Genomic DNA, 20,079 nt, shown 5'->3' with positions numbered 1-20,079 from the left:
AATGACCGCCTGGGCCCAATCGCTGATCCGGATCTCGAACTACGAGGTCGAGACTCTCCAGAAGCGCCTCGCCGAGATCACCGCCCGCCGCGCCTCCGCCGAAATGCGGCTGGCCGTCCTCGCCGCCGAGGCTGAGGTCGAGCAGGAACGCGCCCGTCAGGACGTCGAGGCCGGCATGATGCTGCAGGCCTATCTGAACGGGTGGAAGCTGCGTAAAGCCGCCGCCGAGACTGATGTGGCCGAAATTGATGCCGAGGAGATCGGCGCCCGCGACGCTCTCACCGGCGCCTTCGAAGAACTGAAGAAGTTCGAGCATGTGGCCGAGACCACCCGCCTGAACGCCATGATCGCCGCCGGCAAGCGCGAAACCGCCGCCTTCGACGAAATGGGCCTGCGTCGGCGTGCCGGATAGGCTGTCCCGCAGGACCTTGCTGGGCTCGACGCTCGGCTCGGCGGTCGCCCTGACCGCCTGCGACCGCTTCGCCTCTGCCAAGCCCTCGACTGGCCCGCTCGCCGCACCGCTCAAGGACATCGTGCCCGCGCCCTTCGGCACGATCGGCATGACCTGGCAACTGGATCAGCAGGACTGGATCGAACAGGTCCGCCGCCACTGCGGCCAGATGACTCCCGAATGGGAGCAGAAGATGGAGCGGACCCTCGGCCCCGGCTTCGCCTATGACTTCAGCGCCTCGGACCGGGTCGTTTCCTTCGCGGGCGACAACGGCCTGCGCGTCCACGGCCACACCCTGATCTGGTACTCGCAAGGGTCCGAGGTCTTCAACGACGCCGTCGTCCCCCGCGACCGTTTCGCCGCCGAGTACGAGCGCTATATCCGCGCCTTCGCAGGGCGCTACCGGGGTCAGATGGCGGGCTGGGACGTGGTCAACGAGCCCGTCTCCGAGGACGGGACCGGCCTGCGCGACTGCCACTGGAGTCGCGCCCTGGGCATGGACGGCTACATGGTCCGCGCCTTTCAGATCGCAAAGGAAGCCGACCCCGACGCCGTCCTGTTCCTCAACGAATACAATCTGGAGAACATACCGCAGAAAGGCACGACCTTCCTGAAGCTGGTCGAGCGCCTGCTCAAGCTCGGCGCACCCATCGAGGGGATCGGGACGCAGTCCCATCTCAACATCGAGATCCCGGCGGGCAATATCACGAACTTCTTCCGCGACGCCGCCTCGCTGGGTCTGCCGATCCATGTGTCGGAGCTGGACTTCTCGCTTTTCCGCGACGGCGGCCGTATGCCGGACCTGCGCTCGCTGAAGGAGAAGCGCGACCAGCAGGTCGCCCGCGTCGGCGAATTGGCCGAGGCCTTCCACGCCCTCACCGAAAGCCAGCGCTACGCCTTCACCACCTGGGGCCTGCGCGACAACGACAGTTGGCTCACCCGCGAGGAAGGCCGCAACCGCCCCGACGACAGCCCGGTGCTTCTGGACCGCGAGGGCCGCGGCAACCCGGCCTGTCAGGCTGTGGTCGACGCCTTCACCGGTCGCGCGGGCGCCTAGACCTCAGCCGCGCCGATCCCCGCCACCGCCAGTTCGGCGACCAACCTCGTCACGGCTGTTTCCAACCTGTCCGCGTCCCGGCCGCGCACCACGAGGTTCGTCCCGATCTCGCCGGCCGAGCCGTGGCCGAACGGATAGCTTCCGAAGCTGACCTCGCGCTCGGCCTTAGCCGCCGCCGTCAGGATGTCGGCCACCGCGCCCTCGCCCACGCCGCTGACCCGGATCGTCCGCGACAGCACCACTGCCCCGGTCCGCAGACGCGGCGCCACATCCTCCAGCATGGCGGTCATGATCCTGGGCACCCCCGCCATCACGAAGACATTGCCGATCTGGAATCCCGGCGCGTCCGTCACCGGATTGGCGATCAGCGTCCCGCCCTCGGGAATGCGCGCCATCCGCCGCCGCGCCGCATTGAACTCGCCCGGTCCGTACCGCTTCTCCAGGATCGCCACCGCATCCGGATGCTCCGGCAACGCCACGCCGAACGCCTTGGCCACCGCATCGGCGGTTATGTCGTCATGGGTCGGCCCGATCCCGCCGGTGGTGAAGACATAGTCATGCGCCGACCGCAGGGCGTTCAGGTTCTCGACGATCTGCTCCGTCCGGTCCCCGACCGTCCGCGCCTCCAGCAGATCGATACCCGATGCCGTCAGGAACCGCGCGATGGTGTTCAGGTTCGTGTCCTGCGTCCGTCCGGAAAGGACTTCGTCCCCGATGATCAGGACAGCGGCGGTGGGAGATGCATCAGTCATGTTCCCAAGCTAGAGACTGCGTCATGCGCTTCAAGTCGCCTCTCGAACGCGGAACCCTGATCCGCCGCTACAAGCGCTTCCTCGCCGACGTGACTTTGGCCGACGGGACCGAGACCACCATCCACGTTCCCAACCCCGGCGCCATGCTCGGCCTGACCGAACCGGGCCTGCCGGTCTGGATGAGCCGCTCGCCCGATCCAAAGCGCAAGCTGCCCCTGACGCTGGAAATGGTTGAGTTGCCGGGCGCCGGGCTGGTCGGGGTCAACACCATGAACCCCAACCGCATCGGTGAGGCCGCCATCGCCGCCGACGCCATCCCCGAACTGACGGGCTACCCCATCCTGCGGCGAGAGGTCCGATACGACCAGAACAGCCGCATCGACATCCTGCTGCAGGGCGACGCCGACGGACTGACCCGGCCCTCCGCCTGGGTCGAGATCAAGAACGTTCACTTCAGCCGCACGCCCGGCCTCGCCGAGTTCCCGGACTGCAAGACCGAGCGTGCGGTCAAACACCTCAAGGCGCTGGAGCGGGTGGTCGACGCGGGCGACCGGGCCATCATGCTGTTCATCGTCCAGCGCATGGACTGCGCCGCCTTCAGCACCGCCGACGACATCGACAAGGCCTACGGCCCCGCCCTGCGCGAGGCCGCCTCCCACGGGGTTGAGGTTCTGTGCTATAGTTGCCACCTGACGCCTGAAGCGATCCAGCTGGATCGCGCCCTGCCCTGGCGGCCCTGATTTCGACAAGGGCCGCGCCGAAAGACGACGCATGTACGAGACCCCCGAACTGGACACCGATCACTTCGTCCGCACCCACGAAATCCGCGTCCATCAGGATGAGGAAGCGTGGGAGGGCATGCGCGCCGCCGGTAATCTGGTCGCCCGGGCGCTGGACATGATCGGCGAGTACGTGGTTCCGGGCGTCGCGACAGGCCGCATCGACGATCTGATCCGCGAGTTCACCCTCGACAACGGCGGCCTGCCCGCATGTCTCGGCTACAAGGGTTACGAGAAAACCGTCTGCACCTCGATCAACCACGTCGTCTGCCACGGGATTCCGGGTGAGAAGACGCTGAAGGACGGCGATATCGTCAATATCGACCACACCGTCATCGTTGACGGCTGGCACGGGGACTCCAGCCGCATGTTCGCGGTCGGGAACATCAACGCCCGCGCCCGCAAGCTGATCGACGTCACCTATGACTCGCTCGAAGCCGGCCTCTCCATGGTCAAGCCGGGAAACACCTTCGGCGACATCGGCTACGCCATCCAGCAGGTGGTCGAGGCCCAGCGCATGTCGGTCGTCCGCGACTTCTGCGGTCACGGCATCGGCCGCCTGTTCCACGACAGCCCCAACGTCCTGCACTACGGCCGCCGTGGCGAAGGCGCGACACTCAAGAAGGGCATGTTCTTCACCGTCGAGCCGATGGTGAACCTCGGCAAGCCGCACGTGAAGGTTCTGTCCGACGGCTGGACCGCCGTGACCCGCGACAAGTCCCTGTCTTCGCAGTGCGAGCACACCATCGGGGTAACGGACGACGGGTACGAACTCTTCACCGCCAGTCCCGCCGGGCTGTTCCGCCCGAAATTCTAGGATAGGCTGCATGCGTCCCGGAGGGCGCATGTTCGAAACGCCACATCAGAAGCCCAAGACGCCCCACCACGCCGGCCACCGCGAACGGCTGCGCGAGCGGGCGCGCGGCGCGGGCATCCATCACCTGCCGGACTATGAACTGCTGGAGCTCTTCCTGTTCCGCAGCCAGCCGCAGGGCGATGTCAAACCCATCGCGAAGGCCCTTCTGACCCGCTTCGGCTCCCTCGCCGCCGTCCTCGCCGCCTCGGTCGAGGACCTGATGACGGTCAAGGCCGAGGATTCAAGGGGGCGCGCCAAGGGCATCGGCGCCGAAACCGCCCTCGACCTGGCCGCCCTGCATGAGGTCGCCCGGCGCGTCACCAAGGAAGAGGCCAACAAGCGGACGGTCATCTCCTCATGGACGGCGCTGCTCGCCTACGTCCGTCTGTCGCTCCAGCATGAGCCGCGCGAACAGTTCCGGGTTCTGTATCTGGACAACCGCAACCAGCTGATCCTCGACGAGATTCAGAACCGTGGCACCGTCGATCATGCGCCCGTCTATCCGCGCGAGGTCGTCCGCCGCGCGCTGGAGCTGTCAGCCAAGTCGATGATCATTGTCCACAACCACCCGTCCGGCGACCCGACTCCGTCCCGCGCGGACATCGAGATGACCCGTCAGGTCGTGGAAGCCGCCCGCGCCTTGGGCCTCTCGGTCCATGACCACCTGATCGTCGGCCGGGACGGCGTGGCCAGTTTCAAACAGCTGGGGTTGATGTAGCCTCCGCTCCCTCAGTTCCGGGGGAGTCATGACCACCACACGCCGCACCCTTCTCACCGCCGCTCCGGCGGCGGCCCTCGCGACCTCCGCCGTCGCCCGGGATGACGCCGCCCTCGCCGTCATGGTCTCGACCTGGGACTTCGGCGCCGCGGCCAATGCCGCCGGCTGGGCCGCGCGTCAGGCAGGCGGCTCGGCTCTCGACATGGTCGAGGCGGGCGGCAAGGTCGCGGAACTGGACGAAAGCAACTCTTCCGTCGGGCTGGGCGGCCTCCCGGACCGCGACGGCCTCGTCACCCTCGACGCCTGCGTCATGACCTGGGCGGGCGACATCGGCGCCGTCTGCGCGCTGGAGGATGTGGTCCACGCCGTCTCGGTCGCCCGCGCCGTCATGGAGAAGACGCCCCACACCATGCTGGTCGGGACCGGCGCCCGGACCTTCGCCGTCGACCAGGGCTTCCCCACGCGGAACCTGCTGACGCCCCGCGCCGAGGCCGCATGGCGCGAATGGCTGAAGACCGCCGAATACGCGCCGCGCATCAACAGCGAGAATAGCGACTGGCGCTCCATGCCCGGCGGACCGGGCAACCACGACACCATCGGTCTCGTGGCCATCGACGCCGACAACCGCATCGCGGGCGCCTGCACGACCTCCGGCATGGCCTTCAAGATGCGGGGTCGCGTGGGCGACAGCCCCATCATCGGCGCGGGCCTCTATGTCGATGACGAGGTCGGCGGCGCGACCGCCACCGGCGTGGGCGAGGATGTCGTCCGGGTCTCCGGCTCACACTCGGTCGTTGAGGCCATGCGCCACGGCCTCGACCCGACCGCCGCCTGCCGCAGCGTGATCGAACGCCTCGCCCGCTTGCGCGGAACGAAGGTCGCCAACTCGCAGGTCGCCCTGCTGGCGCTGGACAAGCAGGGCCGCGCAGGCGCCTTCGCCCTGCAGCCCGGATTCACCTACGCCGTAACCGACGCATCAGGCCGAACCCGCATCGAGCGCGCGGGGGCCCTGTTCAGCGCATGAGCACCACCCTCATCACAGAACGCCTGACCCTGACCCCCATGCAGGTCTCGGACTATGCGGACCTCGTCACCCTGTGGGGCGACCCCGCCTTCGCCACAGCCATCTTCCCGACCGCCATGTCCAGCGAGGACGTGTGGTTCCGCCTGCTGCGAGACATCGGCCATTGGGAAGCTTTGGGTCACGGCAGTTGGGCGATCCGCGAAACCGCCACCGGCGACTATGTGGGCGGCGTCGGCATCTTCGATGCGCGACGTCTGATGGACCCGCCGTTCGATGCGCCCGAACTCGGCTGGGGCGTCGCCCCTCGCTATCAGCGCAAGGGCATGGCCTTCGAGGCCCTCTCCGCCGCCCTCGCCTGGGCCGACGACACCCTCAACGCCCCCCGCACAGTCTGCATGATCGCCCCCGACAACGCCCCGTCCCACGCCCTCGCCCGCCGCGCCGGCTACACCCCCTACGCCGAAACCACCTACAAGACCGAGCCCGTGGTGCTGCTGGAGCGCCACGCAGCGTAGCCAGCCATTAAGGTTTACGCGGCATGCTTCGGGCAGAACTCCGGAGTGCGTCCGCCCATGCCCATGTCCGTCGAAGACCTGCACGGTCATCTGATTGAGGCCTTCCCCGACGCCGAGATCGCCATCGACGATCTGGCCGGCGACGGCGATCATTACCGTGCGCGTATTGTCTCGACGGCTTTTGCGGGCATGCCGCGCGTGAAGCAGCATCAGCTCGTCTATGCCGCCCTGAAGGGAAAGATGGGCGGCGAACTGCATGCTCTCGCCCTTGAAACCTCGGTCCCCGCGGAGGGCTGACCCCATGCGCTACCGTCCCTTCGGCAACGTCGGCCAGGCCGTTTCGGTCGTCACCCTCAGCCTGGGCGCCCGCGACATCGCCGGCGGCCCCGAGGCCGGACGCGAACTGATCTATTCGGCGCTCGAGGCGGGCATCAACAGCTACCGCCTGACCACCGCCGATCCCGTCCTGGCCGAGGTGCTGGGCGAGGCGCTGCGCCACGTCGACCGCAAGCTGGTGCAGGTCTCCCTGATGCTCGGCGCCGGCGACGGCCGCCGAGGTTCGGATCGCGACTTCTCCGCCGAGGGCATGACCAGCGCCATTGACCGGGCCCTGCACGCCTCCGGTCTGGGCTGGTTCGATCTGGCCGTGCTGGACCAGCCGGAAGACCACGAACTGCCCCAGTCCTCGCTGAACGCGCTCAAGGCCCTGCGCGCTACCCAGCGCATCCGTCTGCTGGGCATCTCCGGCGAGGGCGAGGTGATGGACACCTACGTCTCCACCGGCGCATTTGATGTCCTGTTCACGCCCTACCACGTCAACTCGCCCTGGCAGATCCGTTCGCGTCTGCGCGACGCCCGTCAGCGTGACATGGCGATCTTCGTGTACGGCTATTTCCCGGACAATCTCGACACGGTGAAGAAAGCCACCGTTGTGAATGAGGAGAAGAAGGGCTTCTTCGGTTTCGGCAAATCCGCGGCCCGCGCCCCGCACGACCCGCTGGCCGGTGTGGGCACCTTCGCCTTCCTTCATCAGACCAACGCCTGGTCGGCCGAAGCCATCTGTCTGGCCTACGCCCTGACCGATCCGTCCATCGCTAGCGTGCTGATCGAGGCCCCGGCGGTCGAACGCCTGAACGAACTGGCTCTCGTCCCGGACCGCGACCTGCCTCCGGGCCTCGCCGCCCAGATCGAAATGGCCCGCGTCGCCGGGGCCAGGGCGGCCTGATCGCGCCATTCCCCCCAGGGAAGATCGGACGCCGGATGCGGCTCCGTCGCCGCACGCCCTTGACCCCCGGCCTGTCCGACCCTAGCTGACGCCCTTCACTGAAAGGCCCCCGCCGTGACCGATCAAGCTGTCGCCGACCCCGTCCACGCCTTCATCGCCGACACCGTCGCCCAACACGACGTCGTCCTGTTCATGAAGGGCACCCCGGACGCTCCGCGTTGCGGCTTCTCCTCGCTGGCGGTCCAGATCCTCGATCATATCGGCGCGTCATTCGTCGGCGTCGACGTCCTGCAGGACGAAGCCCTGCGCGAAGGCATCAAGGCCTTCACCGACTGGCCGACCATTCCCCAGCTCTATGTGAAGGGCGAGTTCGTGGGCGGCTCGGACATCGTGCGCGAGATGTTCAACAGCGGCGAACTGCAGTCGCTGATGGCCGAGAAGGGCGTCGTCCTGGGTCAGGAAGACTGATGGCCCGCGTCCAGCTGGAGCCGCGCGAAGACCGCGAGATCTTCGTCCTCCCGCTGGAGGTCCGTCCCGAACACATCGACGAGAACGGCCATGTGAACAACGTGGTTTATGTCGGCTGGCTGCAGGATGCGGGCACCGCCCACTGGAACGCGAGCTTCGACGAAGAGACCCGCACGAAATGGTCGTGGGTCGGCGTTCGGCACGAGATCGACTACTTTCGCCCCCTGATGCCCGACGCCGTGGACGTGAAGGCCCGCACCTGGGTCGGCGATCCGCAGGGCCCGCGCTTCAACCGTTACGTCCGCATTGAGGATGCTGAAGGCAAACTCTGCGCCCAGGGCGTCACCGAATGGGTTCTGGTGGATGCGAAGACCATGCGCCCCCATCGCATCCCGGCGGAAATGCTGCCGGCTTTCCAGAAAATCTGAATCGAAAGGGCCGGACCGCATGGCGATCCGGCCCTTTGATTTTACAGCGTCGTCGGATTGACCAGACGCGCCTGAGTATCAGGCTGAAGCCCCAACTCAATCAGCGACCAACTCACCTCGACGCCATCGGGAACCAGGGCCTTGCACAGGTCCCGAGTGTTGCGGCGCAGGGCGATGTCGGTCCAGCCGTCGTCCTGCGGCGTCAGGTCCACCACGAAGTGGGTGGTGTCCGTACAGCCGTTGGATTCGACGCGGACCGTCAGACGACCGTCCGCGATCCGGGCTGAACGAACCGCTTCCAGCGGCGCGGCGCGCGGGCCGCCCCACTGAGCCACGACCTCGGACTCGCCGGAGTCACTGGCATAGATCACGCAGCCCGACAGCAGGGGCGCGCACAGGGCCGCCGCGATCAGCGCGCGCATCACTGCCCCGCTTCCGCCGGCGGCTGGTGCACGACGCGGGTGCTCGGCTTGTCCGTGGCGATGATGATGCAGCCGCCCAGCGAGGGCGCGGCGATGGCGAGAGCGAGAACGAGCGCGAGGCGACGCATGTGGAAATCCCCTTCCAATACTGTGGGAGCGCTTCATTGGTGAAGCTTGCGTGCAATCTGCCGTCCGCGGCGCGGAATGACACGTGAACAATCGGCAAGGCGCGGCCTTGTCCCAACCGCACGGTCGAGCCTACGACCGCACTGCGGTCACTCGCTCCGGTTTCAGGCCGAGGGCGTCAGCTGGTAGGGGTTCTCGACCGAGACCCGTGCGCCGGGCTCGAGCCCCAACTCCTCGAAGGACCAGCGCATCTCTACGCCTTGCGGCTGCACCTCGACACAACGGTCTTCCTTGATGCGGCGCAGGGTGATCACCGAGCCGTTGCGCACCGGCCGCACGACCGGCGTCAGGTCCGCCTTGCTGGTGCAGCCGTTCGAGCTGACCCAGAAGACCGCCTGATCCTGACCGATGGCCGCCGCATGGATGGGCTCCAGCTGGCCCGGCATGTTCGCCGACGCACGGTCTCCCGTGAACAGGCCCGGCACGGTTCCGCAAGCGGCCGTCAGCGAGGCGAGCGCCAGCACGACGGCGAGCGTGATCTTCGATTTCATCCCGGCCTCCTCGGCTGGACCCTGAACCCGGACACAGTGTGCCGTTATTCGGCCCGAAAGTGAACCGTCACAGGCGCTGATCCAAAGCAAAAGGGCCCCGGATTGCTCCGGAGCCCTTCAACTTCGATTTCGTCGAGATCGCTGCGCGATCAGGACGAGTAGTATTCGACGACCAGGTTCGGTTCCATCTTCACCGGATACGGCACGTCGGCCAGTTCCGGAACGCGGACGTAACGAACCGAGAAGCCACGATCACCGATCTCCAGGTAGTCGGGGATGTCACGCTCCGACGACTGCTGGGCTTCGAGCACCAGAGCCATGTTGCGCGACTTTTCCTTGACCTCGATCACCTGACCCGGCTTCACGCGGTACGAACCGATGTCGACCTTCTTGCCGTCGACGGTCACGTGGCCGTGGCTGACGAACTGGCGAGCGGCCCAGACGGTCGGGACGAACTTGGCGCGGTAGACGATCGCGTCCAGACGCGATTCCAGCAGACCGATCAGGTTCTCCGAGCTGTTGCCCTTGCGACGGGTCGCTTCGGCGTAGGTCGCGGCGAATTGCTTCTCGGTGATGTTGCCGTAGTAGCCCTTCAGCTTCTGCTTGGCCTTCAGCTGCAGGCCGAAGTCCGAGACTTTCGACTTGCGGCGCTGGCCGTGCTGGCCGGGGCCGTACGAGCGCTTGTTAACCGGGGACTTCGAACGGCCCCACAGGTTTTCACCCATGGCCCGGTCGATCTTGTACTTGGCGCTGTGGCGCTTGGACATAAGTCACTCTCTATGTTGATGCGGCCCGGTCCCTCCCCAACTGGAGAGACGATCCCAACGGCGGTCCACGCATCGTCCGTCATAAATCCCGCCCCTGACCGGAGTCAGGCGCGCGAAGGCGGCGCTTATGCCCATGGACACACCATGAGTCAACGCCGCCCTGTCTTCAGGCCACGTGTGTCTCCGCCGTCAGCGCGCCCATATCCCGGGCCGCATCACGGCTGGGGCGGCCCAGGAGGTAGCCCTGCACCTCGTCACAGCCCTGCTCGCGCAGGAAGACCAGTTGCTCCTGCGTCTCCACGCCTTCGGCGAGGATCGGGATGTCCAGGCTTTCGCCCAGCGCCAGCACGGCGCGGATGATGGCCTTGGATTGAGGCCCGCCGTCCAGCTCGGACATGAAGGTCCGGTCCAGCTTGATCTTGTCGAACGGGAAGGCCCGCAGGGTCGACAGCGACGAATAGCCCGTGCCGAAGTCATCCATCGCCACCGACACGCCCAGCAGTTTCAGCTGGCGCAGAATGTGGGTGGTCCGCTCCATGTCCGAGATCATCGCCGTCTCGGTGATTTCCAGCTCCAGCCGGTTCGGAGACAGCCCCGTCTCGATCAGGATCTGGTGCACCAGGCGCGGCAGGTCGACGTGCGACAGCTGGACCGGCGACAGGTTCACCGCGATGCGGTGCGGCCTGTCCCAGCTGGCCGCCTCCGAACAGGCCTGACGCAGCACCCACTCGCCGATCGGCAGGATCAGACCTGTCTCTTCCGCCAGCGGGATGAAGTCGGCCGGCGAAATGTAGGTCCCGTCCGCCTGCTTCCAGCGAAGCAGGGCTTCAAAGCCGGTCACATCGCCCGTCTCGACCGACGCCTGCAGTTGATAGTGCAACTCGAAGCGATCGTTCTCAAGCGCATCGCGCAGGCCCAAAGTGATCCGGCGACGATGGCGCACCGCCTCATCCATCGCGCCTTCATAGAAGCAGATGTCCGTCGTCAGCGAGCTCTTGGCCCGATACATCGCCAGATCGGCGTCGTTGATCAGCACCGAGGCTTCGGTCGCATCATCCGGCCACAAGGCGATGCCGACCGAGGCGCCGCATTGCAGCTCCGCGTGTTCCGCCTCCAGCGGCGTCAGGATCGCCTGACGCAGGCGCTCGGCGGCGGCGTGGGCGTCCATCCGCTCGCGGATCGGGATCAGGGCCACGAACTCGTCACCGCCCAGTCGCGCCACGAACTCGCCTTCGCGGGTGGCGGCCTTCATGTGGTCGGCCACATGCAACAGCAGTCGATCACCCACGGCGTGACCGTAGAGATCATTGACCTCCTTGAAGCGGTCCAGATCGATTGCCAGCAGGGCGAAGCCGCTGTCGGTCGCCGCCAGTCGCTCCAGCTTCTCAAGGAAGGAGGTGCGGTTGGGCAGGCCTGTCAGGCTGTCGTTGCGCGCCAGATGCGCGATGCGGCGTTCCTGCGCGATACGCGAGCGCAGATCGCGCACGGCGAAGATCTGCACCGGCGTAGTGTTCGCGCCAGCCATCTCTTCGCGCACGGCGATCTCGACCGGTACGGGCGCGCCGTCCCGCGCCCTGACGCGGCTCTGCATCAGCAGACCCGGCTGGAGTGACGCGACATCCTCGATCCACTCGCCGATGTCGGTATCGACGGTCTGGCCTTCCTGCACGCCGCAAAGCTCGGTGAACGCGTGGTTGGCCAGACGAACCTTGCCGTCCGCGACGACCACCATGCCGTCCACGCTACCCTCGATCAGGCCGCTCAGACGATCCTGCGACTGACGTTCGGTTTGCGCCTCCAGCGCATAGCTGGCGACAGCCGTACCCAGGATAAGGAAGCCGATCGCAGCCACGCTCGCGGCCAGCAGGGCTTCAGCCTCGGTCAGCAGCGTCGCATCCGCGCTCGGCGCCAGCGGCAGAACCGTCAGCGCGCCCATGCCGGTGAAGTGCAAGGCGACGATGGTCAGGACCAGCAGCAACGGCGCCACCACCGGCCGCCTCCAGCGCCGGTCATCGGTTGCGATGTGGAAGGCGGCGGCGCCCCCGACCACGGCGGCGACGACCGAAGCCACGACATAGGCCGGATGCCAGATCACCAGCGCTTCCGCGGTGAAGGCCGACATGCCGGTATAGTGCATGGCCGTCACGCCCAGCCCGAACAACACCCCTCCTGACGCAGCGGCGTATCGACCGCGCAGCGATCCGACACCGATCGCCAGAGCGCAGGCGAACATCGCCACCAGCAGGGACAGGCCGGTCAGGACAGGGGCGTAGGCCACCTCCACGCCGGGGCGGTAAGCCAGCATGGCGACGAAATGGGTGCACCAGATCGTCGCCCCGCCCGCCATGGCGCCGAGAAACAGCCACGGCAGCCGCGCCTTGGCGGAGCTGCGACGGTTCTTGTCGAACAGGCGGTTGAGAACAACAGAGCCAACGACGCATATCACGGCCGCGAGGGCCACGAGGAGCAGGTTATGATCCTCGGTCAGGCAAGTCAGAACGCGCATACGGGACGAACTCGGGGGACAATCGGCCCGCAGTCCTATTGGACCACCTCTTAACCACCGCCCCAATGGTCACGGTTAGCGGCTGGTGAATCGCGCATATGGATCAACGCGACTCCTGCGAGAATTCCACCAGAACCACGTCATAGGCGCGCATCGGCAGTTCGAGCCGGGCTTGCCCATCCGGGCCGACCGACACGACCCGGGTCTCCGGCTCGTCCCGCGTCAGCCCCTGCAAATGCGCCAGTTGCTCCGGGGTCAGCGTCTCGGGACGCCCCATCTCCAGATAGGCGGTGTAGGCATCGTTGCTGCGGAATCCGACCCGGCGAATCTGCACCCGATGCGCACCCGGTGTCAGCCCCCGAGCCTCGATGACCAGCGGCGCCAGTTCACGGTCGGGCTGCACCGCGCGGAAGTACGGCCGGTTGCTCACCGTCTGGTTCGGCGCTTCATAATGCCAGGCCAGCACCTGCAAAGCCCCGTCGTTCAGCGCCACCACACTCTGCGCGTCGGTGTTCGCCAGCTCCCGGTCGCCCAGTCGGGCAAGGTATTTGTAGGCGAACCACGACGGCTTGCGGACGCCCTGCGGGCTCATCAGTCCGAACCCTCCGTCGAACGGGCGCGTCTGCGGACCCGGCTCCTCGAACAGGTCGGAATAGGTCCAGTAGCTCATGCCCTGCACCACACCCTCGACCGGCTTCAGGCGGCTCAGGATGTAGGAGGCGCTCAGATGGCTGTCGTGCACCGGATCACGCGGGTTGTAGCTGGTGCTCCATTCGGTGAAGTACAGCGGCAGGCCCGGCGTCGCCGAGGCCTCGATCTGCTCGCGCACCCGCCGGACGTCGCCGATGATCGCGTCCTCGTTGGGCAGCAGCTTGTTGTCCCCTTCCCCGTTCTCATCCAGGAAGCCGCCCGCCACGCCATAGGTGTGGGTCGTCACGAAATCGACCGGGGCGTCATGCGCCCGCGCATAGGCCAGCAGTTCCGGCACCCAGGCCGCGCCCGCTGTGGATGGCCCGCCGACCGGCAGGGCCGGGTCGATCGCCTTGATGACCTTGGCCGTGCGCACATAGAGGTCGAAATAGGCTGCCTGATCCGCCCGCTCCCAGAAGCCGTCCAGATTGGGCTCGTTCCATACCTCGAAGAACCAGGTCCGCACCTCCTCGGCGCCGTAGCGCTGGATCAGATGCCGCACGAAGGCGTCCACCAGCGCGTCCCATTTCTCGGGCTGCGGATGGGAGGTGTTGCCCTTCCAGTAAAAGATTGTCTGGTCAGAGGTCCGCATGTCGTGCGGCGTGAAGCCCAGTTCGACGAACGGCTTGATCCCCATGGCCAGGAACCGGTCGTACAGGACGTCGATCTTGCTGAAGTCATAGACCGGCTGACCGTCCACCTCGCGATAGACGCCCATGTCGTCATGGAAGATGGCGTGGAAGCGGATGTAGCGGAAACCCAGTTCCTCGCGGGCGATCTGCAGCTGGGCCAGCGCATCCTCGCGCCCCGTCACCCCCGGATAGTCGGCGCCGATGGAGAAGTCCGCCATCCGGTCACGCGGACGGCTCTCGGCGGAAGCGTCCGCCACAATGGTCCGGGTCTGCGCGACCGCCGCGCCCCACGACAGCAGAGCCCCGCACACGGCCATCGCCGCCGCCGCACGCCCCGCGCGCTTCGCCCAATCCCTCATGTCCCGCTCCCCGGCGATATGTTTGTTGAGAGTGATGTTAGCGCTAACAAACCCAAACACAAGAAAGGCGCCGCATCGCTACGGCGCCTTCCCTATGTTCTGACGGACGGACCGCTTACTTGGCGGCTTCGTACAGCTCGTTGACCTTGTTCCAGTTCACCACCGACCAGAAGGCTTTCAGGTAGTCGACGCGGCGGTTCTGGTACTTCAGGTAATAGGCGTGTTCCCACACGTCGGCGGCCAAGAGGACGGCGCCCTTCTCATCGGCCACGTCCATCAGCGGGTTGTCCTGGTTCGGGGTCGAGGTGACCTTCAGCTTGCCGTCCTGAAGGATCAGCCAGGCCCAGCCCGAGCCGAACTGACCGGCGCCGGCGGCGTCGAAGTCCGCCTTGAACTTGTCCAGACCGCCCAGTTCGGCGTCGATCTTCGCGGCCAGTTCAGCCGACGGCTCACCCGTCTGGCCCTGCGGCGCCAGCAGTTCCCAGAACAGGCTGTGGTTCCAGTGACCGCCGCCGTTGTTGCGCACGGCCTTCGGCAGCTTCGACATGGTCGCGAACAGCTCCTCCAGCGACTTGCCCTGCAGCGAGGCGTCTGCGTCGACGGCCTTGTTCAGGTTATCGACGTAGGTCTGGTGATGCTTGTCGTGGTGGAAGGTCATCGTCTCCTTGTCGATGGCCGGCTCCAGGGCGTCATAGGCGTACGGAAGGGGCGGAAGGGTGAAGGCCATGGAGGGCTCCTGTCGACAGGTTGATCTTGAACCGCATGTAGGCGCTCCAGCCGTCCAGCCAAAGGCGCAGCAGCGGGATTTTCTCAGGCTTTGAACGCCCGCCGCCCTTCAAAGGCTGCATCGCGGGGCGAGGTCAAGCTTGGATTCACGGCCTTGCGCGATCCGCCCGGACGTCAGACGGTGGAGCGTCTCACCGGAGCCGCCTGATGACCGCACGACGCCCTGCCCTTCTGATCGCCGCCGCCGTGCTCGGACTGGGCGGCTGTATGGGCGGAGAGCCAATCACGGCCAGCTCCAACTGCCACACCAGCGACGGCCAGTTCGTCAACGCGCCGGGGTGCACCATCAGCTACTCAACGTCGCGAACCGTCACCACGACCACAAGCACGACCACCACGACGACATCGGCGCCCACCGACGGGGCGAAGGACGAACGCTAGTCCTTGGGCAGGTGCGCCTTCATGCAGTCCCGCACGGCGCGGCGGTGGTCGCCCAGCGCGTTCAGATAGTCCACGCCCGCGGCCGCGAAGGCCACCTTGGTCGCCGCATCCAGCCCCTCGGGCAGGGCCGCGATCACGCGCTTCTGTCCCTTGTCGTGCAGGCAGAAGCCGACCTCGGTGCACAGGGCCGAAAACATCGCATCGTAGCGGTCGTCGCTCATCTCAGTCCCTCAATGCGGCTCAGCCAGTGCAGCAGGTTCAAGGCGAACTGCTGATCGTCATGGCCGGGGGTCTGTAGACCGAAAACGACATCCTCGCGCCCGGATTCGGCGGGAAACCTCACCACCTGCGCCGTCAGCATCCCGGCCTCGCCCAGCACCACCAGACGCCCCCGCCCGTGTTCAAACGCCAGCCCCTGCGCCGGCAGCGCAGGCCGCGACAGCTCGGCCAGCACGGCATCGCTCGCCTCTCCGCCCTCCAGCCGTCGTTCGATCTCCTGCAGGGTTCGCACGTCCGCAGCCTCACGAGCATCCTCGCTCATCGCCAGCAACACGGTCGCGCCTTGCCGCCCGCGTAGCGACTGGCCCGTGAAGGTGCGGACGCGGCGGACCCGTTCACCCTCGTGCCGTCCGGCCATGATCGGATGCTCGCCCAAGGCCTCGGCCGGATAGTCGAGATTGGTCAGCGGCCCTCCGGGCGTCAGGACGAAGGCGTAGCCCTTGCCCATCTCGACGCCCAGCGCCCGCCCCAGCGTCTCATTGGCGCTGCCATAGGGAGCATGATCGGCCGCCAGCAGAAGCGATCCCCCTGCCCGCACCCAGACGTCCAGCGCGGCGATCTCACCCGGTGTGAAGGCGTCCGGGCTGCTCCCGTCGGCGGGGCGGACGGCATTGGAGATGACCAACACATCGACACCGTCCAATGCGCCGGGCGCGTCCAGCTTCTGCTCCCCCGCCCGGATGCGATAGCCGTCCGCCCGGGCCAGAGCCGCAAAGCCCGCATAGCGCCCGTTGAGGGTCTGGACGCTGCCGTGCGCCGCATCCAGCTGGATCAGCGGCCCCTCGCCCGCATAGGCAGGACGCGCCACGGTCGGGCGGAAGGACGGATCGCCCATCTGCTCCTGCGCCGCGACAGGCGCGGCCAGCAGCAGGGCGGACAGGATCAGGGCGAACGCCTTGGGGCTGGACCGTCTCATGGCGTCTCTCCGGTTCGCCCGGAGCCTACGCCTTCAACCGCGCCGCATGGAAGGCGATATGGTCGGCGATGAAGCTGGCCATGAAGAAGTAGGAGTGGTCATACCCCGGCTGCATCCGCACCGTGACCTTCTGACCGCTCGCCTCGCTGGCCGCGATCAGCAGTTCAGGCTTCAGCTGCTCGACCAGGAAACTGTCGGCGTCTCCCTGATCGATCAGGATGTCGTCATAGACGCCCTTGGCCGCGCCGCCCTCGATCAGCAGGGCCGCGTCGTGGTTCGTCCATTCAGCCCGGTCCTCGCCCAGATAGGCGGTGAAGGCCTTCTCGCCCCACGGGCAGCGGGTCGGCGAACTGATCGGCGCGAAGGCCGAGACCGAGCGGAACAGGTCCGGATGGCGCAACGCCAGCGTCAGCGCCCCGTGCCCGCCCATCGAATGGCCCGAGATGGAGCAGACCTTGGTGGTCGGGAACTCGCGGTCGATCAGATCGATCAGCTCGCCGGTGACATAGCTTTCCATGCGGAAATGCGGCGCCCACGGCGCCTGCGTCGCATCGACATAGAAGCCCGCCCCCTGACCGAGGTCATAGGCTGGATCATCGGCGACGCCCTCTCCCCGTGGCGAGGTGTCAGGGGCGACGATAATCACCCCGTGCTCGGCGGCCGCCTGATAGGCCCCGGCCTTGGTGGTGAAATTGTCCTCGGTGCAGGTCAGACCCGACAGCCAGATCAGCACCGGGAACGGCCCCTCGCCGCCGGGGACGAAGACCGACAGGGTCATCGGCGTGCCGGTCACCGCGCTGTCGTGCTTCAGATAGCGCAGCGTGCCGCCGTGGACGGTGTGGGTCTTCGTGACTTCCATAAAACTCAAACTCCGATGATCCGCAGGCCGAACCCGGCCTTCTTCATAATCCGCCGCACGAGCAGCGCCCTTTTGAACCGCCTCAGCCCTCGGGCGTCACCACACGGGTGGGCTGCCCATTCTCGTCCCTGAAGGTGATGCGCGCGCCGCCATCCGCCGCCACGCTCAACACCAGACGCGCCCGCCCGGCTGCGTCGCGCAAGACCAGTTCCGACGCGCCGCTGCCCTGACGCCCCAGGAAGGCGCGGGGCTGGCCGTCCATATTGGCTGCGAGCATCGCCGCCTGCTGTTCCTCCGGGCTCATGCCGGCCAGACGGGTCAGCACGTCATAGTCGATCGACTCTTCGGGCCGATCATTCACAAAGACACCCGACACCCGGCGCGGGCCCTGCTGGAAGCCCATGATCTGGACGGTCTGATCCTGCTCATAGCCGTCGAAGGTAAGACTGCCGCCGGAGGTTTTGACGCCATCGACATTCCGGCCGCCGAACACCAGACCACCGACCTCGGTGCCTTCCTCGTTCATGAACAGCATGCCTGCGGAATCACGCCCCGGATGGGGCACCTCGCGCCCGCGATAGGGAATTTCCGGGAAGGCGGTCTGGTTGGAAATCACCATGCGCAGGGTGCCGTCCGGCTCGCGCACATTGATGCGGTGAACGTCGATCTCGGTGAAACGCGCCGGACCCACGCCCTGCACCGCGCCCGAAATCATTACCCCGACAAAGACCGCCGTCAGCACACCGGAGTAGGCGATCAGGGCCTTCTGCGCGTCGAATTTCATGTCGTCCCCCTTCATTGAACGGGGCTTGGTAGCCCCGTTCATATCGACGCGATGACGCGGTCAGTTGTCGCAAGCGCAGCCGTTACCTCGGCCGGTGCAGGGCGCAGATCTTGTTGCCCGACGGATCGCGCAGATAGGATAGATACAGCGCGCCGAACGGGCCCTTGCGCTCGCCGGGCGGATCCTCGATCGACGTGCCGCCCGCCTCGACGCCGGCGTCGTGGAAGGCCTTCACAGCCTCCGCATCACGCGCGCCGAAGCCGATGGTGCCGCCGTTGGCGTGGCAGGCCGGGTCGCCGTCGATAGGTTTGGTGATCGCGAACGAGCCGCGCGCGGTGCGCCACCAGACGCGGCCCATGCCGTCCGGCTGGCCCGGCTCAATCCCCAACGCGCCCAGCGCCGCGTCATAGAATTTCCGCGACGCCTCGATGTCGTTCGCGCCGACGGTGATGTGTGTGAACATTGTGTCCTCCCTCAAGGTGACCTGACTTCGCACAAGTCCGTTGCTTTCAGCAACCCTGTCGTCAGAACACCACCACCGACCGGATGCTCTTGCCTTCATGCATCAGGTCGAAGGCCTTGTTGATGTCTTCCAGACCGAAGGTGTGGGTGATCATCGGGTCGATCTCGATCTTGCCGTCCATGTACCAGTCGACGATCTTCGGCGTGTCGGTGCGGCCGCGCGCGCCGCCGAAGGCCGAGCCCTTCCAGACGCGGCCGGTGACCAGCTGGAACGGGCGGGTGGCGATCTCCTTGCCCGCCTCGGCCACGCCGATGATGATGCTCTCGCCCCAGCCGCGGTGGCAGGCTTCCAGCGCCTGACGCATGACAACGGTGTTGCCGGTGCAGTCGAAGGTGTAGTCCGCGCCGCCGCCGGTCAGCTCGACCAGATGGGCGACCACATCCGACACGGTCTTCGGGTTGACGAAGTGGGTCATGCCGAAGCGACGGCCCCACTCTTCCTTGTCGCCGTTGATGTCCACGCCGATGATCATGTCGGCGCCGACCATCTTCAGGCCCTGGATGACGTTCAGGCCAATGCCGCCCAGACCGAAGACGACCGCATTGGCGCCCGGTTCGACCTTGGCCGAGTTGACCACCGCGCCGACGCCCGTGGTCACGCCGCAGCCGACGTAGCAGGCCTTGTCGAACGGCGCGTCCTTGCGGATCTTCGCCAGCGCGATCTCGGGCAGGACGGTGTAGTTCGAGAAGGTCGAGCAGCCCATGTAGTGGGCGATGGACTGCCCCTTGTAGCTGAAGCGCGAGGTGCCGTCGGGCATCAGGCCCTTGCCCTGCGTGCCCCGGATCGAGGTGCACAGATTGGTCTTGCGGCTCAGGCACGACTTACACTGGCGGCATTCCGGCGTGTACAGCGGGATCACGTGATCGCCGACCTCGACCGAGGTCACGCCCGGGCCGACCTCGACCACCACGCCCGCGCCCTCGTGGCCGAGAATGCTCGGGAAGATGCCCTCCGAGTCCAGACCGTCCAGCGTATAGGCGTCGGTGTGGCAGATGCCCGTGGCCTTGATCTCGACCAGCACCTCACCGGCGCGCGGGCCTTCCAGATCGACCTCGACGATCTCAAGCGGACGTTTGGCCTCAAAGGCGACGGCGGCGCGGGTTTTCATGATCCAAGGTCCTCCGGAGGCCCCTATCGCTTGCCGCGCGCCGGCGCGCTGCTTGAGGGGAAAGTGATCTATGGGCCCCTTCTAGGCCTGCGTGAGGACAGACGAAACGGCGACAAA

Annotated in this window: 26 protein-coding genes; 12 read left to right on the top strand and 14 right to left on the bottom strand. The window is 66.6% G+C overall.

Annotated features, from left to right (window positions below; all coding sequences use genetic code 11):
• Position 1: 1 nt before the first annotated feature.
• Positions 2–412: a flagellar export protein FliJ gene (locus ACODRV_RS01805; RefSeq protein WP_141625976.1), complete on the top strand. Its 411-nt coding sequence runs from the start codon at positions 2–4 to the stop codon at positions 410–412.
• Complete coding sequence (locus tag ACODRV_RS01800) at positions 402–1,508, top strand: endo-1,4-beta-xylanase (RefSeq protein ID WP_488907213.1); 1,107 nt, start codon at positions 402–404, stop codon at positions 1,506–1,508. The genes ACODRV_RS01805 and ACODRV_RS01800 overlap by 11 nt, the downstream gene beginning before the upstream one ends.
• Here the strand turns inward: ACODRV_RS01800 and ACODRV_RS01795 are convergent.
• Entirely contained in the window at positions 1,505–2,260 is a 756-nt protein-coding gene (locus tag ACODRV_RS01795; protein ID WP_488907212.1) for a competence/damage-inducible protein A, read from the bottom strand. The genes ACODRV_RS01800 and ACODRV_RS01795 overlap by 4 nt on opposite strands.
• A gap of 23 nt (positions 2,261–2,283) precedes the next feature.
• On the opposite strand from ACODRV_RS01795, the gene sfsA reads away from it, so the two are divergent.
• The 9 genes from sfsA to ACODRV_RS01750 all read left to right on the top strand — a co-directional run bounded on the left by sfsA (position 2,284) and on the right by ACODRV_RS01750 (position 8,273).
• Entirely contained in the window at positions 2,284–3,000 is a 717-nt protein-coding gene (gene sfsA, locus ACODRV_RS01790) for a DNA/RNA nuclease SfsA (protein ID WP_141625974.1), read from the top strand.
• Positions 3,001–3,031: 31 nt separating this feature from the next.
• Positions 3,032–3,856 carry a type I methionyl aminopeptidase gene (map, locus tag ACODRV_RS01785; RefSeq protein WP_141625973.1) on the top strand — a complete coding sequence of 275 codons (825 nt, stop codon included), beginning with the start codon at positions 3,032–3,034 and terminating at the stop codon, positions 3,854–3,856.
• Positions 3,857–3,866: 10 nt separating this feature from the next.
• Positions 3,867–4,613: a RadC family protein gene (gene radC / locus ACODRV_RS01780; protein WP_370451030.1), complete on the top strand. Its 747-nt coding sequence runs from the start codon at positions 3,867–3,869 to the stop codon at positions 4,611–4,613.
• A gap of 28 nt (positions 4,614–4,641) precedes the next feature.
• Positions 4,642–5,637 (top strand): glycosylasparaginase, encoded by a 996-nt coding sequence (locus ACODRV_RS01775; protein WP_141625972.1) that lies wholly within the window; start codon positions 4,642–4,644, stop codon positions 5,635–5,637.
• A complete protein-coding gene (locus ACODRV_RS01770) occupies positions 5,634–6,152 on the top strand; it encodes a GNAT family N-acetyltransferase (RefSeq protein ID WP_141625971.1) in 519 nt (172 codons plus the stop codon). Before ACODRV_RS01775 ends, ACODRV_RS01770 begins: the two co-directional genes overlap by 4 nt.
• 57 nt (positions 6,153–6,209) lie before the next feature.
• Entirely contained in the window at positions 6,210–6,449 is a 240-nt protein-coding gene (locus ACODRV_RS01765) for a BolA family protein (RefSeq protein WP_141625970.1), read from the top strand.
• Between the two features lie 4 nt (positions 6,450–6,453).
• Positions 6,454–7,377, top strand: coding sequence for an aldo-keto reductase family protein (locus tag ACODRV_RS01760; protein ID WP_141625969.1), 924 nt, complete (start codon positions 6,454–6,456; stop codon positions 7,375–7,377).
• 114 nt (positions 7,378–7,491) lie between these two features.
• Positions 7,492–7,845 (top strand): Grx4 family monothiol glutaredoxin, encoded by a 354-nt coding sequence (gene grxD / locus ACODRV_RS01755; RefSeq protein ID WP_141625968.1) that lies wholly within the window; start codon positions 7,492–7,494, stop codon positions 7,843–7,845.
• Positions 7,845–8,273 (top strand): acyl-CoA thioesterase, encoded by a 429-nt coding sequence (locus ACODRV_RS01750; protein WP_141625967.1) that lies wholly within the window; start codon positions 7,845–7,847, stop codon positions 8,271–8,273. Before grxD ends, ACODRV_RS01750 begins: the two co-directional genes overlap by 1 nt.
• 41 nt (positions 8,274–8,314) lie before the next feature.
• On the opposite strand, the gene ACODRV_RS01745 is transcribed toward ACODRV_RS01750, so the two are convergent.
• From ACODRV_RS01745 to ACODRV_RS01715, 7 genes are all read right to left on the bottom strand, one after another.
• Positions 8,315–8,695, bottom strand: a complete 381-nt coding sequence (locus tag ACODRV_RS01745) for a hypothetical protein (protein ID WP_141625966.1) — start codon at positions 8,693–8,695, stop codon at positions 8,315–8,317.
• Complete coding sequence (locus ACODRV_RS01740) at positions 8,695–8,823, bottom strand: hypothetical protein (RefSeq protein WP_255431442.1); 129 nt, start codon at positions 8,821–8,823, stop codon at positions 8,695–8,697. Before ACODRV_RS01740 ends, ACODRV_RS01745 begins: the two co-directional genes overlap by 1 nt.
• 162 nt (positions 8,824–8,985) lie before the next feature.
• A complete protein-coding gene (locus ACODRV_RS01735; protein WP_141625965.1) occupies positions 8,986–9,372 on the bottom strand; it encodes a hypothetical protein in 387 nt (128 codons plus the stop codon).
• Positions 9,373–9,521: 149 nt separating this feature from the next.
• On the bottom strand, positions 9,522–10,139 hold the full coding sequence (rpsD, locus tag ACODRV_RS01730) for a 30S ribosomal protein S4 (RefSeq protein WP_141625964.1): 618 nt from the start codon (positions 10,137–10,139) through the stop codon (positions 9,522–9,524).
• A 166-nt stretch (positions 10,140–10,305) separates the two neighbouring features.
• Complete coding sequence (locus ACODRV_RS01725) at positions 10,306–12,645, bottom strand: bifunctional diguanylate cyclase/phosphodiesterase (protein ID WP_488907211.1); 2,340 nt, start codon at positions 12,643–12,645, stop codon at positions 10,306–10,308.
• Positions 12,646–12,748: 103 nt separating this feature from the next.
• A complete protein-coding gene (locus ACODRV_RS01720) occupies positions 12,749–14,326 on the bottom strand; it encodes a GH39 family glycosyl hydrolase (protein ID WP_168196788.1) in 1,578 nt (525 codons plus the stop codon).
• 115 nt (positions 14,327–14,441) lie between these two features.
• Positions 14,442–15,053, bottom strand: a complete 612-nt coding sequence (locus ACODRV_RS01715) for a superoxide dismutase (protein WP_141625962.1) — start codon at positions 15,051–15,053, stop codon at positions 14,442–14,444.
• A gap of 206 nt (positions 15,054–15,259) precedes the next feature.
• On the opposite strand from ACODRV_RS01715, the gene ACODRV_RS01710 reads away from it, so the two are divergent.
• Positions 15,260–15,493, top strand: coding sequence for a hypothetical protein (locus tag ACODRV_RS01710; protein ID WP_141625961.1), 234 nt, complete (start codon positions 15,260–15,262; stop codon positions 15,491–15,493).
• On the opposite strand, the gene ACODRV_RS01705 is transcribed toward ACODRV_RS01710, so the two are convergent.
• From ACODRV_RS01705 to ACODRV_RS01680, 6 genes are all read right to left on the bottom strand, one after another.
• Positions 15,490–15,714, bottom strand: a complete 225-nt coding sequence (locus ACODRV_RS01705) for a hypothetical protein (RefSeq protein WP_141625960.1) — start codon at positions 15,712–15,714, stop codon at positions 15,490–15,492. The two genes, ACODRV_RS01710 and ACODRV_RS01705, sit on opposite strands and share 4 nt — an antisense overlap.
• On the bottom strand, positions 15,711–16,688 hold the full coding sequence (locus ACODRV_RS01700) for a DUF4350 domain-containing protein (RefSeq protein WP_488907210.1): 978 nt from the start codon (positions 16,686–16,688) through the stop codon (positions 15,711–15,713). Before ACODRV_RS01700 ends, ACODRV_RS01705 begins: the two co-directional genes overlap by 4 nt.
• Before the next feature lie 25 nt (positions 16,689–16,713).
• Positions 16,714–17,547, bottom strand: a complete 834-nt coding sequence (fghA, locus tag ACODRV_RS01695; RefSeq protein ID WP_488907209.1) for an S-formylglutathione hydrolase — start codon at positions 17,545–17,547, stop codon at positions 16,714–16,716.
• A gap of 82 nt (positions 17,548–17,629) precedes the next feature.
• Entirely contained in the window at positions 17,630–18,331 is a 702-nt protein-coding gene (locus ACODRV_RS01690) for a hypothetical protein (protein WP_141625957.1), read from the bottom strand.
• A gap of 82 nt (positions 18,332–18,413) precedes the next feature.
• Positions 18,414–18,794, bottom strand: coding sequence for a VOC family protein (locus ACODRV_RS01685; RefSeq protein ID WP_488907208.1), 381 nt, complete (start codon positions 18,792–18,794; stop codon positions 18,414–18,416).
• Between the two features lie 61 nt (positions 18,795–18,855).
• Complete coding sequence (locus ACODRV_RS01680) at positions 18,856–19,962, bottom strand: S-(hydroxymethyl)glutathione dehydrogenase/class III alcohol dehydrogenase (protein ID WP_141625956.1); 1,107 nt, start codon at positions 19,960–19,962, stop codon at positions 18,856–18,858.
• Between the last annotated feature and the right edge of the window lie 117 nt (positions 19,963–20,079).

The organism is Brevundimonas sp. FG8, assembly GCF_057808845.1.
The sequence above is the reverse complement of the archived record's forward strand: the minus strand, read 5'-3'. Positions and strand labels throughout refer to the sequence as shown.